Here is a 14,214-nt window from a genome sequence, read left to right as displayed (position 1 = left end):
ATTAATCGCATATGAAATTTTTATCTTTAACCGTTGCCTTTTTGCTTGTTGGCTTATTCGCCAGCGCACAGGTACTGCCATCTTTCCAGCTGGGCATTAAAGCTGGTGCAAATTTTTCGAAATTTGATAGTGAAAACACTTTTAACAGTAACAACCGCGCTGGTTTTTACGGTGGTCTTTGGGCCAGGGTAGGTGCGGCTGGCGTTTACTTCCAACCTGAACTTTATGTGTCGGGAAAGAAAGCAGATTTGGTAAGTGAGTCAACGGGAGAGGTAAATAAAGTACGTTTTACAAGTTTAGATGTGCCATTATTGGTTGGTACTAAGTTTGGTGCCGCTGGTATTGGACTCCGTTTAAACACCGGACCAATGTTTTCGTTGATATTAGATGAAAATCAAAGTTTTGGTCAGGCTGCAGGGAGCGTTTTCAGGGCCGACTTTAAAAATCAGGCTTTGGCATGGCAGTTTGGAGCAGGTTTAGACCTTAAAAAATTAAGCTTTGATGCGCGTTACGAACTTGGCTTATCAAAAATCAATAAAGCAGGTTATCCTGGTACTAAGTTAAACTTATTTACAGTTGGCTTAGGTTACCGGATTTTGTAAGCCTACTTATTAAAAATTTAAAAGGTGTTCATTAACTAGTGGACACCTTTTTTTGTGCCCAATATTTTAAAGAAATAAGTTTTAGCAATAAAGTTTGTTTTTAATAAATAGATATTTATATTTGTATCGCAAACGATATAATCGTTTGCGATTTAAAAAAAATAAATATAATATGAAAACGTTGTATGAAACTAGTGCTACCGTAACTGGTGGCCGTAATGGAAAAATAACAAGTGAAAATGGTGCATTGGAATTAGAAGTTAGAATGCCAAAAGAATTGGGTGGAAGCGAACAAGGTTATACCAACCCCGAACAACTTTTTGCTGCAGGCTATGCAGCTTGCTTTGATAGTGCACTTAATTTAGTTATGGGCCAGGCAAAAGTTAAACCTGAAGAACCTTCTACAGTTAAAGCAAATGTTGCTCTTCATTCGAATGGGCAGGGAGGTTTTGTACTTGGTGTATCGCTACAGGTACATATACCAGGAGTTGAGGCGGCGCAAGCTCAGCAACTGGTAGAAAAAGCCCATACAATTTGTCCATACTCTAACGCCACCCGCGGAAACATCGATGTTAAGCTGGAAGTAATTTAATAGAATCAAAATGAAATCGTTATTGGGCATCCTGCAATAACGATTTCAATGATTAGGCTCGTGATAGAAAATTTCAGTTAAAAATTATTTACTTAGCTGAATATTTTGTTATTATTAGTAAAGAAAGTTGTGATGGAAATAAATGATGCTATTAAACTCGAAAATCAATTGTGCTTCCCGCTTTATGCTGCTTCCAGGTTGGTAACTAAATGCTATCAGCCAGTACTCGATAGTTTGGGAATTACTTATCCGCAGTATCTTGTGCTAATGGTGCTTTGGGAAACTGATTCGGTTAGTTTAACGGTGCTTTCACAAAAACTGATGTTACAATCAAATACTTTGACCCCGTTGCTTAAGCGGATGCAGGAAACCGGACTGGTTGAACGGGTTAGGTCTTTAAAAGATGAAAGGAGTATTGTAATATCCCTGACAGAAAAAGGCAGTGCTTTAAAAGAAAAGGCCCCTGTATTGCGTGCTCAGCTGAGCGATAATCTCGGTGTGAGCCTTGAAGAAATTAACCAGTTAAAAAGCCTTCTTGATAAGTTAATTTTCAACCTGAACAAATAAGTAATTTTGATAAACGCTCGTTCCAAGCTTAATTAATTCTCTTTTTCCGGTTCAACCTCGGTAAGTTCGTAAGCAAACGATCCGTTTTTTGGTACAATGGGTGTGGCCCGACCGACGCTTAACGCTTTAATAAAAGATGCGCCAAAATAAAATATCAACGAAGAGTAGAATACGAAAAGCATAATGACGATAATCGAACCTGCTGATCCATAGATGTTACTGATGTTACTCAAAGGCAATAAAATCCTTAAAATATACTTTCCTGCCGTAAAAAGGCATCCGGTTAACAAGCCTCCAGAAATTGCGGCACGCCAGGTAGGGCGTCCGTTTGTTAAATACCTGAAAAGTATGGTAAACCAGGTGGTTACGATGATCACAAAAACCAATTGGTTGATGATCGAAGTTAAGACCAATCCGAAAGAAGGAGAACCGTTTTTTAGATAGGCACCAATATAAGCCTGCACACTATCGGCCAGCAAGCCTATAAAAAATAATATGCCTGCAAATAAGATAATCGTAACGGATATAGCCCTCGATTTAAGGGTGTTAACAATCCCTTTTTTATCTTTTTGGCCGATATTCCAAATCTGCTCTAAAGAGTTTTTAATCACATTGAACAGGGTGGTAGCTACAAAAAGGAAAAATATAAAACTAAAGAAAGTAACATACCAGGCCTGATCGATACCACGGATATTCCTGAGGGTTGTTCTGATCTGTAAAATACTCTCATTGTCGAGAATACTGGCCAGGCGTTCGAAAAGGTGTGTAGCCAATAGGCGTCTATCGGTAAACATACCAAACAGCCTGATGAGGATAATTAATATTGGGGGTAGGGCGAAATTGGTGAAAAAAGCAGTAGCGCCAGCCAGGCGTAAGGGATCATTCTGCTGAAATAAATTAAATGCTTTCCTTATGGTTGAGAAAAAAAACTTCAGATCTTCTGTTATCGATGGCATCACTCCTGCGTTAAACTCAAAAGGCCGAAAATAGTAAAAATACTTTATTCAGCCTTTTTATGCATGTAAAGATTCTAGTTTGTTTTGTTGAAAACCAACAAGGTTTTATCACCATTCAACAGATGTAGCTTATTGTCAGTTATTTTAGCACCATTAACCTGATTAAGGGCATGTAAGTAAGCACGTTCGGCTGCATCAGTTTCCTGACAGAACATTTTTGTGCCAAAAACATTTTTAACGGTTATTTTATTATCTGCAATTTCTCCCTGGCCGCCGTAATTGTTACAAAACGATTTTCCACTGATTTTAAGGCTGTCGGCAAAGTTTAGCGTTGCTTTTGCTGTTGTGGGTAAGGTTAAACCTGGCAGCGATGTTAACTCCCATTTGGTATTGGTAAAGCTCGCCGGATCTAATTTTTCTTTACAAGAACTCAATAATAAGAGCAGCATTCCACAGAAGATTAGGTGTTTCATAATGTAAGGTTTAAATGATTTTCCTTTTTAGCATCAAAAACTAAACCATAAAAGACAAGATTGCTTTTTGAAAGCGCTAAATTGGTTTTTCAATCTTCATCCAGTGGTGTTTTATGCCGCGGTAATCGAAAGTAGAGATCCGTTTTAAGCCCACTTTTTCCAGAACATGAATAGACCCCAGGTTATCGATATCTGCTATGCCAATAATTTCATGCAGATTGAGTTCATTAAAACCATAGTCTCGTACCGCCATTGCAGTTTCTGTAGCATAGCCCTTTCCCCAAAACCGTTTACTGAACCGATACCCCAGATCGTAATAATTAATATGGTTATTGGTAGATTCTTTAATTAGTTTTAAGCCCGACCAACCTACAAAATTACCTGTCGATTTTTCAATAACAGCCCATCTGCCAATACCATTTTCGATATATTGTTTTCTGATAAATTCGATTTCTGCGATACTTTGCTCGATTGATTTTACAGGATTATTGCCAAGATAAAGATGCACTTCAGGATCACCATCCATTTCAAACATGCCATCGGCGTCTGTAGGTAATAACTCGCGTAAGATTAAACGGTCTGTTTCGATAAATATTTTCATTAACTTGGTTTTAAGAAACTGCCATCAATGATTAAAAGTTTCACACTTTCCTGTGATACAGATCGGTGTGAACTTAAATCGTCAGAAACCACATATGTCATCCCCGTGCTAAGTGCGAATGTTGATCCATCCTCCATTTCACTTACAAAGCTACCTGCCAAACAATGTACAATGTGACCTTTCCGGCACCAATGACCGGCAAGGTAGCCCGCAGAGTAGGCTACAATCCTGATCCTTAAGCCGTCAAGGTTTAAGGTTTGCCATGTTGCTGTGCCTGTTTCGCCAGGGTATTCTACTTTTTCTATCTGGCTCCAATCTATATTGGTAAAGGGTATCGTATACATAGCTGTTTTTAATGGCTTAAAATTAATAAAAGGAGATCAGATTAACAGGTATCCTAAGCGGTTTTTACACTTAACGGAGTGTCCGGTTTTCTTTTCAGAATGAGTGCTGCTACCAATGAGATCAATATCCCTACAGGCAGTATTTCCATATAGGTAAATAAAACTACCATGATCGGGTTTTTGTACATTTCCTGACTGGAAGCCAGTTCTTTTGTTTTTGTTGCCAGCTCAGCTGCGGATGCGCCATCTGCTTTGGCTTCTCTAAGTGCCTGGGCAACATATTTATCCATAAAATCAGGCATAAATACGTAATAATCAATCAACCAGACAATAACATATATGGTAGAAGCCACCAAGCTGATCAATGCACCGATTTTAAGTGCTTTGCCGAAAGTGATTAATCCATTGTTATACTTATCGCGGTAGTTTTTTATGCCAACAAAAATAAAGGAAAAAGCCAATACCATTGAGGCATAGCCGATAAGCATACTATGCTCAAGGTTCGGGTCGTTATAACATCTCGCTATAGAGAGCACCATCAAGGTTGATACAATTAAGCCGGCGATTAATCCAAATACCATTACGTTCTTTTTCATCAGTATATAGTTTGTTTTTTAATTGTGATGAAGCTATCATGAGCAATATTCATCTCTGTCTGTGAGCGTTTGCTCATGATGGTTTCATCTGTTTATAATTTTAAGAGGTTTACACCACAAAATTGCTTCGATTATTTTTTCTAACCCTCATACTTTAGGGTGATTTTTCAGATTGGTAGCCTTTTAATACTAATGTGTTAATCCATTAAGGGATAATACTAAGTCTTTTTGCTGTTTCTATAGCCTGTGTTCTGCGTTTAACCTCCAGTTTTTCGAAAAGCCTGGCGTTGTGTGTTTTTATGGTGTTTAAAGAAACAAATAACTTTAACGCAATTTCCTGGTTGCTTAAACCTGCAGACATGAGCTGCAAAACTTCAAGCTCTCTTTTGCTGATGTTGAGTTTGGTCAGTTCTTTTTCATTGAGGATAAATGTTTCAGGCTTTCCGGTAAAAACTTCTTTTTCGATCAGTATGGTTTTGGGCCTGGTTAATTTAAGCGCGAGCCAAATGCCTAAAGCGGTAAAAATAACGGCTATCGAACCCGCATAAATTTCGAAGGCATGGTCGATGATAATAAAACGAAGTTCAAGCCACTTCAGCAAAAACAGTAGTGCAGCCAGGAAAACCCCATATAAGATTACGCTTTTGTTTTTAGCGAGAAAATTCGGTGTGTTTGCCATTGGTTATCTGTTAATCAAAAATAAGGAATTTAGTCTGAAGTAGTCAAATTCTACCGCCGAAACACAGAAGGTAAGGCGTTTGAATCTGAAGGAGATGCAAATGCCCAGAGGCTGTGGTCTTTATAATTAAAATAGTGGAATACTGTTATAAACACAATCTGTTGCGTTTTTTAAGCAGATGTGGTAATTTTCTGGTGACTTTGATAAAATAAGCGCAATAAAGATTATAAATTAGCAAAAAATAAATAGCTATACCTATGAAAATTACGCTTTACTCACTCTTACTTTCCGTTGTTTTATTTGGCTGCGGTAAATCTGAAAAAGCCTACAAGGCAAAACCGTTTACTGCCAGTGACGATTTTAATGTTTTCCCGAAATCGAAGAAAAATGTACTTACTATCGTAAAAACAGATTCTGGTGCTGTGGCAGCAGCCGATCGCTTTGCCATTCAATATAAAGATACCACTATTATTGTTGACGATGCCCCAAATGCCGCTGCGCAGAAATTTATTGTTGCATCATTCATCAATACACAAAAAACTGCTGTATTGGTACAGGTAGCTAATGAAACGGGTAAAATGGCTCCGTTTTATATCATTTCTGTTAATGATGGGAAAACCGAAGTGGTGAGCCTGAATAAACCATCAAAAGGTGCTGAAGATAAAAAATATACAAACGGTTTAGAAGAATTAACACGTAGTAATATTTTGGTGAATAACGATTTTTTTATCACGACTATAAATTCAAGGGTTTATCCTATTAAGAGACAAAATCCTGACGAGCGTATCCAGGGGAAATTTTTCATGTACTCTAGCGATAAAACCACGTTAGCCTTTTTAACCGCCAATTCCTTGTACCAGGTAAATACGGCAACGGGCGAAACTTTTAACCTGCCATTGCCAGCAGCATTAATAAATGAACCTGAAACCCTTGTTGGAAATATTCAAAGAGATTATACCTGGGTAGTGAATGCAAATGGAACATCTTTCTTAAAGAAAAATGCTGATGATGACCGTATTGTAGATATTAAGGAGTTTAAGCACTAAGATTTTTTGAAGTTATATTGGTTGGGATTATATTATACCTTAACTCAATTAAAATTGTTGTCAATCTGAGCTTGTCGAAGACTTTTTATTGATCGGAGACAAAATATTTGTCTTCGACAGGTTACCATTGACACATTCCAATAGAATGGTCGTCTTTCCCGCGCAGGCGGGAATCTTAAAGCGCTTGCATTACGATTCCCAATCGAGTTGGGAATGACGATCCTTATAATCTAACATTCGCAAAAAAAATCAGTCATTTACATTGATTTTTATACGATAATTTATCCCTTAGGATGATAAATAAGTCTGGTTTAAACTAAACCTCCATTGTTCTAAAGGTTAGGTTTATTCTTGGCTTACTTACTTTTTTAGTTGGTGGAAGGCGGTGCAGCCAATTGGTTTGTGTTTCATCTTTCATCACCAATAAACTTCCATTTTCTAAAAATAAAGTTACCGTTTCTTTAGTTTTTTTGTGTTTGAAAAGAAACCTTCGTTCTGCACCGAAACTTAATGATGCAATGGCAGAATCTTTAGCTAAGGCCTTCTCGTCGTCACTGTGGTAGGCCATGCCTTCATCACCGTTGTGGTATAAATTAAGCAAACAAGAGTTAAATGCGGTACCCGTTTGCTCTTCTGATATTTTTTTTAGCTCCAGTAACTCCTTTGTCCATGGTAAGGCCATTTTCGATTTATTGGAGTAGGTATAAGAATAGGCTTCATCTCCATACCAGGCTACTTTTCTTTTGGTGATGATGTGTTTACCCATAATAAAAGCTTCATCATTCTTCCATTCAACAGTATTCATCAGTACATCGAAATAATGATCGGCTTCCGGTAGCTGGAATAATTTTCCATAATAATTTACCGTTCCACCGTATGGGAGCAGATTTTGGTTAACATCTATTTTGGTATTGAATAAATCCATTGTTTATATGCTGTTTTTAAGCAATGCCCGCACGGGCGGTAGCCATGTTGAAGCGCTTCATCTACAGAACGGAAAAATACACGGTTTTCTTTCTTCATCCGCTTTCCCGATGTACATTTAAGTAGTCCGTAAATTTTCAACCGGGCATTTCCGCCAAGGCAAATATCTTTGTTTTTAAAATGTTTTTTGAGTTCTACCGTTGAAATATCTGCATGTTTGATCATGCGGGTTAAACATTAGCTTTTGCGGCCTCCCAGCCAATCATGGCTGTTTTTCTGTTCACTCCCCAATGGTAGCCGCCCAAGGCACCGCTTGATTGTATTACCCGGTGACAAGGAATGAGAAACGCCACCGGATTATCTCCAATCGCCGTGCCCACCGCTCTGGATGCATTAGGATTTTGTAATTGTTTGGCAATGTTGCCATAAGTGGCCAATTTACCCATAGGGATTTTTAACAAAGCTTCCCAAACTTTTAACTGGAAATCAGTGCCTTTTAAATGCAGTTTGATCTGGTGCAATTTGCTCCAATCGTGACTGAAAATATATAAAGCATTTTGTTGTTCTTTATCCAATATCTGCTGGTATTGAGCTGCTGGGAATTGGCGTTGCAAATGCGCCAAAGCAATGCTTTCGTCATCATAAAAAGCGATATGGCATATTCCTTTTGTGGTGCTGGCTACAATGATATTACCGAACGGACTTTCTGCAAAACTATAATTGATTTGGAGGTTTTCGCCACCGTTTTTATATTCTCCGGGCGTCATCCCTTCAATGTTTACAAAAAGATCGTGCAGTCTGCTGGTTCCCGATAAGCCGGTTTCCAATGCGGTATCGAATAAACTTTGGTTTTCTTTCAGCATTTCTTTGGCATAACCAATGCTGATGTACTGCAAAAAACGCTTAGGGGTAGTGCCAGCCCATTCGCTAAATAATCTTTGGAAATGAAAAGGGCTTAAATTTACTTTCTCTGCAATTTCTTCTAAACCAGGCTGTGTTTTAAAATTCGCCTTGATATAGCTAATGGCTTCGGCTATACGATTGAAATTGATTTCTTCTTGTGCTTTCATGGTATTGAATAATTTATATCCAAAAGTAGTTTGGAAAGAAAAGGTAAACTACCCGAAACTTGCTGAGTTTAACAGGGATTTTAAAATTCTGTTTGTTTAATTCCATTGCCGATTAATTTCTTGGCCCTTGCAAGATCGATATTTTCATTAATATCAATCTGAAGAAAATAAGGCACCTGCCACTGTTGGGTTTTCTCTGCCTGTTTATTGGTTACTGTATCCCAGGGCGGATAAATCCTAATCCCTCTTTTACCTTCTATTCCATTTTTGGTAATAATTTTATGTTGTACCAATATGTCTTTTGGAAAAATGAACTGGCCAGATCGGTCAACACTACTGGCAGATATTATTAATAGGTCAAATTCATCCTGATCATTAAACGGAGTAGTAATTCCTGCTTCATTCCGCTTCCATATGGTTACAAATTGACCAGCCTTGGTTGGGGTAATTTTAGCAAGGCGATATTTGATTTTTAATCTGTTTAATTCAAAAGTACAGGCTGCATATTCCTGACTTTCACTTTCTATTTGTAGATTATTTATTTGATAATCAAGCGGGTTATAAACTAAATTTGATGCTGTTTGTAATATCAGGGGTAATTTAGTTATCAGCATGTTCGTTAAATAAAATAGGGGGGATGAAAGAAACTGAACGAAAATAAGGAGTTTTTATCTGATAAAACTAATCATCTCCTCCAGAATAAAAAAATCATACGATGAGCTTTCTACAATTTTAGGTGTTTAATCTAGTGATAAGTTAATTGTATAATGGTTATTAATTTCCCGCTGATCACACAGATTAACGCAGCGTAAATCACAAATCAGCGCTTTTCTGCGAAATTTGCGGGAGATTATATGCGTCTTTTTATACTGAACATAACACCAGCAAATCAAAGCATTTTGAACTAGGCCAACCAAAGCTTTTCCTCCCTTTTTACCAGCAGGTACCTGTCATCACCTAAAATTAAGTAACCGTATTCATAGCAGAAAATGTATGTGTTACTGTTCTGGGTTTCATAACAGTAAGTATGGTATTCAAAATTAAAGCCTGCCGAAATTAGCTTTTTACCGGTAACCTTGGTTTTACCATTTGGATTAAGAGCAGCAAGGATTGCACGATTCTTTCTTAGTATGCTATTTACCCTGTTAATCACGAGATTATCCTCAATCTTTAAACGATTGTTGTAATTGTTGCGACAAGAATCATCGCAGTATTTTTTATCGGCCCTTCCTCTAATCAGGGTTCCGCAGTCTAAACATAAACGTTCCATAATAATTTCTTTTTTTATTATGGGATGATGACCTAATTTATAAAATAAAATGACGGAATAAAAAAAAATAAAACATTCCCTTGCAGCTTTAAATGCATGTTTTCCGTGTATAAACGTTTATAAACGACTATAAATGTTTACGATCCGACTAATTTTTGATGCAGTTCACAATTTTGTCCTGTCGGTTATCGAGGTGATAGCTGTTCGTTAAACATTTAGAAACTTAAAATTTAAAGATCATGGAAAGTGCAATTAACAAAGTAGTATTGAGCGGATTTGCAGGAGCAGATGCAGAGATTAAAACTTTTGGAAATCAAAAATTAGCAAGGGTTAACCTGGCCATAAACGAAACCTATAGAAATTCTGGGGGTGAAGAAGTAAAAAGAGTGCAATGGTTTAATTTAACTTTCTGGAATGCAAAAGCAGACATTGCTGAAGCTCAGGTTAAAAAGGGTACAGGCTTAAGGGTAGAGGGCAGGTTACAGGCAAATAGTTATGACAGTAAAGACGGGAAAAAGCGTTATGGAGTAGATGTAGTAGTTAGCGATGTCGTAATTAGAGAAAATGAAAAACAGCAGGCTTTTTAGCTTGTAGCATAATCGCATCATGTAAATGTTTGATTTATATGATGCGATTTAAAGATTACAATTTAATAGAAAGGCCAGTATAAAAATTAATTCCTGGGGCGGGGTTAAAATACCTCCCATTTGCGGCGTTTAAATCATTGCCTAAGCTATAATCAACATTTAGTAGATTATTTAAGCCTGCGAAAAAATCAAGACAGGTTCTGCTTAACCTTAGGTTTTTTATTCCGGCTTTTACTTCAAGCAGATGGTACCTTTTAGAAAAGGTGGTATTGGCATCATTTAGAGGAATTGCTGAGGTGTAGTTGTGTTGAGCAAAGAGGTAAAGTTCTTTCTTGAAATTAAATTCGAGACTATTAACCCATACATTTTTTGGAACACCGGTAAGTTGGTTGCCCGTGTAATTGCTAGTGCCGCTTACAAAATCTTCAAATTTAAATTGGCTCCAGGTATAATTGCTTCTTAGCTGTAATCCTGTTAACCATGAAGCATTGTTTTTGATTATCCATAAGGCTGTTTCCAGTTCAATTCCTTCTTGTTTTGTTCCGCCTGCATTTATGAAATATTCAGCGTCATTTTGATTTAGTCTTCTTACAATAGCATTTTTTAACTCGTAATGGAATATATTTCCGTTAGCATAAAAACGGTTATTCCCAGTTTTATACCTTAAGCCCAATTCATAATTCCAGCCTGACTCTGCTTGCAGGTTATTGTTGATGTTGTTATCAGACGACCTCACTTCTGCGATAGTAGGCGTGGAATAACCTTTACTTACAGAAGCCCTGGCAGAGAGTTCATTTGCGATTAAGTAAGATAACGCGGCCTTTGGCATAAATTGGGTATTAAACTTGCGCTCTTTTATTGCAATTGTTACAGGGAAGTAGCTTTCATAATTGTAGCTGAAAAAGTTTAAACTCGATGCAAGTTCGATCAGAAATTTATTGTTGATGTCGAAGTTTAACCTGAAGTAAGCAAAATCCTGATCGGCTTTTAAGCGGTCTGAAGCTTGCATTGCAGTAGCTTCGCCACCATTATTATTAAAGTTTTTAATCTGACTTTTGGTAGCAGAACTTTCTAATCCCATTTGAACATTAAATTTAATATCTTCTTTTGCCTGAGCGTATTCTAAAAATGTTCTTAGTCCAAGCGTACTTTCGTAGCGCTTTTCGTAATTGGTTATAAAGGGGTTCCTGAAATCGGTATAAGAGGTAAATAAAGCAATAACATGCTTTAGGTGTTTATTGATCTGGTACGAATTGGATATTCCCCCGAAAATGGTTTTATTGTAAATAGCAGCTTGCTGTGAAATGGCGCCAGGTAGTGTTGGTGTTGCCGGACGGGCCAGTTTAGGGTTTTGATCTAATTGTACAGCCGTTAATCCACCTGGTGTTTCGTAGTTTAAATCGCTGTAAAAAGCAAAAGCCTTTAAACTGCCAGCATTGCTATAATTCCATTGCTGCAGCGTTTGAAAGTATTTTCTATCCATTGCACTGTTTTGTCGATACCCGTCACTTCTCTGATACCCTTCGCTAAAGCTGAAACTATACTTTTTATATTGCTGTTTGATTGATGCCGTTTGATGCAAAAGACCATAAGAACCTCCAATAGCTGAAATATTAATTTCATTGTGGTTTATGGTGGGAGGATCAATCAAAATAGCACCACCTGTATTTGCACCAAAAATACTGGCTTCTGGTCCCCTATAAATCTCCATCATACCTACCGCAGAAACATCTAAGGCATTTAGGTAGGTATTTCCCCCTGCATCAGTTAAGGGGAAATCATCAATGTAAATTTTAATATTTCTAATGCCAAAAGGAGATCGGAGTAAACTGCCGCGAAGCGATAAACGATAGCTGCCTGGCGAACGTTCTTCCATTCTTACACCAGGAACAGTATTTAAAGTGCTCACTAAGGAACTGCTCTGCTGATTTCCGATTAAATTGCTATCAATCAAAGTTACGGCTGATACTGATCTTAATAACGAATGCGAATTGTAATAGCCCTTAACGGTAACTTCTTCGAGTTTTTTGGTCGAATCGGGTTTTATAGTTTGGGCTAAACCAGTAAAAGAAGATAAAATTAAGAATAAAGTAAGGCTCGGTTTCAATAGAATAATAATTGACGGTTTAACCACAGATTGGGCAGATAAATTTAGCGCATATTCTGTTAACCTGTGGTTATTTTGTAAACTATTTAGCAGCAACCCTCCAAATTATGCCACTAACATCATCGGCAACCAATAATGCTCCATCAGGCGTTAAGGTAACGCCAACAGGCCTGCCATAAACTTCGGCCTTGTCAGTATCAGCCACAAAACCAGTTAAAAAATCTTCTGGTTTACCTGTTGGCTTTCCATCTTTAAAAGGTACAAATGCAACTTTGTATCCGGAAATGGTAGAGCGGTTCCACGACCCGTGCTGACCTATAAATGCACCTCCCTGATATTTTTGAGGGAATTTTGCGCCTTTGTAAAAAGCTAAGCCCAAAGAGGCGGTATGCGCACCTACTGCAACATCAGGCACAATTGCTTTTTTAACCAGCTCGGGATTTTTACCTTTTAAGCGGGGATCTTCATTTTGACCAAAATAAGAATACGGCCAGCCATAAAAGGCACCGGGTTTAACACTGGTAATATAATCGGGAACAAGATCATCCCCCAATCCATCACGTTCATTTACAGCCGTCCAAAGCATGTTTGTAGCCGGCGCCCAATCTACTCCCACGGGGTTACGCAAACCACTTGCATAAATTTTTTCACCTGTTCCATCTGGATCGATTTCCAGTATGTTAGCTCTTCTTACCTCGTTTTCCATTCCATTTTCACCAACATTACTGCCCGATCCAACGGTAATATAAATTTTGCTTTTATCCGCATTTGCAATTAAATTTCTCGTCCAATGGTTGTTGTATCCACCGGCTGGGAGACTCAGGATTTTTCTGCCAGTAGCGTTTATTTTAGTGTCACCGGTTTTATAAGGAAATTGCCACAAGCCATCGGTATTGGCTACATAAAATGAACTGCCAATAATCAGCATTCCGAAAGGCTGATTGAGCCCGTTCAAAAAAGTGGTAACAGTTTCGGGTTTGCCATCTTTATTTTCATCGCGGTATAGTAAAATCGTGTTGGCACTTTTACCGGGTACTTCAGATTTAGCTTTGCCGGTTACTGCATTGGCAACCGCTTCTACAGTACTTCTTTCCGAATTAGAAAGCGCTACCAGTACATCCCCGTTTGGGGCAATATAAGTATTGCGCGGGCTTTTAATGTTTGAAGCGAATCTGGTTACCACAAAACCTTCTGGGGCAATGGGCGTTTTACCTTCAGGCCAATCGATAACCTTGCTAAATTTACTTTTGGCCGCATTGGTATCGGGTGCAGGTAAATCTACGGTTCCGCTTTTAGTTGTAAGTGTTGTATCTTCTCCTTGCTTTTGCGAACCTGAATCAGACTGACATCCGAAAAGAAGAATGTATGAAAGCATTGCTGTGCAGAAAATTTTATTTTTCATGTTAACCCGTTTTGATAAAGGAATTAGTTTCAGAAAATATAACATCAAAAATGGACAGATGGTTTGCCCAGTGCACAAAAGATCATTATAAAATCATAAAAGGAAAGTACCCTGGAGTACCTTCCTGGAGAGCGCATATTATTTTCCCCGGTTCAATGCGATGATGATTAACAGGGAAGTACTTTTATATATTCTTTTAGAATGGAGATGTTAATTGAACAGCGAAAATCTGATCACCGAAAAGATAATCCGTTTTTAGGGTATGAGCATCTAGCAAAGGAATTTGAGCATAAATTTCCAGTTGTTAATTTGAAAACGATTAGTTAAAACTAAATTACAGTATTACACCTAATTTTTTAGTTAAATTTTGTTAAATCGTTTCTAACTCAAACCTGGAT

Annotated in this window: 18 protein-coding genes; 5 read left to right on the top strand and 13 right to left on the bottom strand. The window is 37.8% G+C overall.

Annotation, left to right across the window (positions count from 1 at the left end; genetic code table 11):
* Window positions 1–11 precede the first annotated feature (11 nt).
* From ASU31_RS12170 to ASU31_RS12160, 3 genes are all read left to right on the top strand, one after another.
* Window positions 12–602: a porin family protein gene (locus tag ASU31_RS12170; RefSeq protein WP_057932575.1), complete on the top strand. Its 591-nt coding sequence runs from the start codon at window positions 12–14 to the stop codon at window positions 600–602.
* Between the two features lie 172 nt (window positions 603–774).
* Window positions 775–1,194, top strand: coding sequence for an organic hydroperoxide resistance protein (locus tag ASU31_RS12165; RefSeq protein WP_057932574.1), 420 nt, complete (start codon window positions 775–777; stop codon window positions 1,192–1,194).
* Window positions 1,195–1,326: 132 nt separating this feature from the next.
* Window positions 1,327–1,761 carry a MarR family winged helix-turn-helix transcriptional regulator gene (locus ASU31_RS12160; RefSeq protein ID WP_057932573.1) on the top strand — a complete coding sequence of 145 codons (435 nt, stop codon included), beginning with the start codon at window positions 1,327–1,329 and terminating at the stop codon, window positions 1,759–1,761.
* Between the two features lie 32 nt (window positions 1,762–1,793).
* Here the strand turns inward: ASU31_RS12160 and ASU31_RS12155 are convergent, their stop codons facing one another.
* The 6 genes from ASU31_RS12155 to ASU31_RS12130 form a co-directional block, all read right to left on the bottom strand.
* The gene (locus ASU31_RS12155) at window positions 1,794–2,717 is read right to left on the bottom strand and encodes a YihY/virulence factor BrkB family protein (protein WP_057932572.1); all 924 of its coding nucleotides are present in this window, start codon (window positions 2,715–2,717) and stop codon (window positions 1,794–1,796) included.
* Window positions 2,718–2,791: 74 nt separating this feature from the next.
* Window positions 2,792–3,190 (bottom strand): META domain-containing protein, encoded by a 399-nt coding sequence (locus ASU31_RS12150; protein WP_057932571.1) that lies wholly within the window; start codon window positions 3,188–3,190, stop codon window positions 2,792–2,794.
* A gap of 76 nt (window positions 3,191–3,266) precedes the next feature.
* On the bottom strand, window positions 3,267–3,791 hold the full coding sequence (locus ASU31_RS12145) for a GNAT family N-acetyltransferase (protein WP_057932570.1): 525 nt from the start codon (window positions 3,789–3,791) through the stop codon (window positions 3,267–3,269).
* Complete coding sequence (locus ASU31_RS12140) at window positions 3,791–4,135, bottom strand: DHCW motif cupin fold protein (RefSeq protein ID WP_057932569.1); 345 nt, start codon at window positions 4,133–4,135, stop codon at window positions 3,791–3,793. Before ASU31_RS12140 ends, ASU31_RS12145 begins: the two co-directional genes overlap by 1 nt.
* Before the next feature lie 53 nt (window positions 4,136–4,188).
* Complete coding sequence (locus ASU31_RS12135) at window positions 4,189–4,731, bottom strand: DUF4199 domain-containing protein (protein WP_057932568.1); 543 nt, start codon at window positions 4,729–4,731, stop codon at window positions 4,189–4,191.
* Between the two features lie 205 nt (window positions 4,732–4,936).
* Complete coding sequence (locus tag ASU31_RS12130; RefSeq protein WP_057932567.1) at window positions 4,937–5,410, bottom strand: response regulator transcription factor; 474 nt, start codon at window positions 5,408–5,410, stop codon at window positions 4,937–4,939.
* 257 nt (window positions 5,411–5,667) lie between these two features.
* On the opposite strand from ASU31_RS12130, the gene ASU31_RS12125 reads away from it, so the two are divergent.
* Entirely contained in the window at window positions 5,668–6,456 is a 789-nt protein-coding gene (locus ASU31_RS12125) for a hypothetical protein (protein ID WP_057932566.1), read from the top strand.
* Window positions 6,457–6,772: 316 nt separating this feature from the next.
* Here ASU31_RS12125 and ASU31_RS12120 read toward each other — a convergent pair whose 3' ends face one another.
* The 5 genes from ASU31_RS12120 to ASU31_RS12100 all read right to left on the bottom strand — a co-directional run bounded on the left by ASU31_RS12120 (window position 6,773) and on the right by ASU31_RS12100 (window position 9,720).
* Window positions 6,773–7,381: an alpha-ketoglutarate-dependent dioxygenase AlkB family protein gene (locus ASU31_RS12120; protein WP_057932565.1), complete on the bottom strand. Its 609-nt coding sequence runs from the start codon at window positions 7,379–7,381 to the stop codon at window positions 6,773–6,775.
* The gene (locus tag ASU31_RS12115; RefSeq protein ID WP_057932564.1) at window positions 7,357–7,605 is read right to left on the bottom strand and encodes an Ada metal-binding domain-containing protein; all 249 of its coding nucleotides are present in this window, start codon (window positions 7,603–7,605) and stop codon (window positions 7,357–7,359) included. Before ASU31_RS12115 ends, ASU31_RS12120 begins: the two co-directional genes overlap by 25 nt.
* 5 nt (window positions 7,606–7,610) lie before the next feature.
* Window positions 7,611–8,450: a methylated-DNA--[protein]-cysteine S-methyltransferase gene (locus ASU31_RS12110; protein WP_057932563.1), complete on the bottom strand. Its 840-nt coding sequence runs from the start codon at window positions 8,448–8,450 to the stop codon at window positions 7,611–7,613.
* An 80-nt stretch (window positions 8,451–8,530) separates the two neighbouring features.
* On the bottom strand, window positions 8,531–9,064 hold the full coding sequence (locus ASU31_RS12105; RefSeq protein WP_057932562.1) for a MepB family protein: 534 nt from the start codon (window positions 9,062–9,064) through the stop codon (window positions 8,531–8,533).
* 290 nt (window positions 9,065–9,354) lie between these two features.
* Window positions 9,355–9,720 carry a hypothetical protein gene (locus ASU31_RS12100; protein ID WP_057932561.1) on the bottom strand — a complete coding sequence of 122 codons (366 nt, stop codon included), beginning with the start codon at window positions 9,718–9,720 and terminating at the stop codon, window positions 9,355–9,357.
* Between the two features lie 239 nt (window positions 9,721–9,959).
* On the opposite strand from ASU31_RS12100, the gene ASU31_RS12095 reads away from it, so the two are divergent.
* Window positions 9,960–10,307, top strand: a complete 348-nt coding sequence (locus ASU31_RS12095; protein ID WP_057932560.1) for a single-stranded DNA-binding protein — start codon at window positions 9,960–9,962, stop codon at window positions 10,305–10,307.
* A 55-nt stretch (window positions 10,308–10,362) separates the two neighbouring features.
* Here ASU31_RS12095 and ASU31_RS12090 read toward each other — a convergent pair whose 3' ends face one another.
* Window positions 10,363–12,414 carry a TonB-dependent receptor gene (locus ASU31_RS12090; RefSeq protein WP_057932729.1) on the bottom strand — a complete coding sequence of 684 codons (2,052 nt, stop codon included), beginning with the start codon at window positions 12,412–12,414 and terminating at the stop codon, window positions 10,363–10,365.
* 82 nt (window positions 12,415–12,496) lie between these two features.
* Window positions 12,497–13,816 (bottom strand): PQQ-dependent sugar dehydrogenase, encoded by a 1,320-nt coding sequence (locus tag ASU31_RS12085; RefSeq protein WP_057932728.1) that lies wholly within the window; start codon window positions 13,814–13,816, stop codon window positions 12,497–12,499.
* Window positions 13,817–14,214: the final 398 nt, after the last annotated feature.

Source organism: Pedobacter ginsenosidimutans (assembly GCF_001442625.1).
In the GTDB taxonomy this organism is placed as follows: domain Bacteria; phylum Bacteroidota; class Bacteroidia; order Sphingobacteriales; family Sphingobacteriaceae; genus Pedobacter; species Pedobacter ginsenosidimutans.
This window is presented reverse-complemented; position numbering and strand designations above follow the sequence as displayed.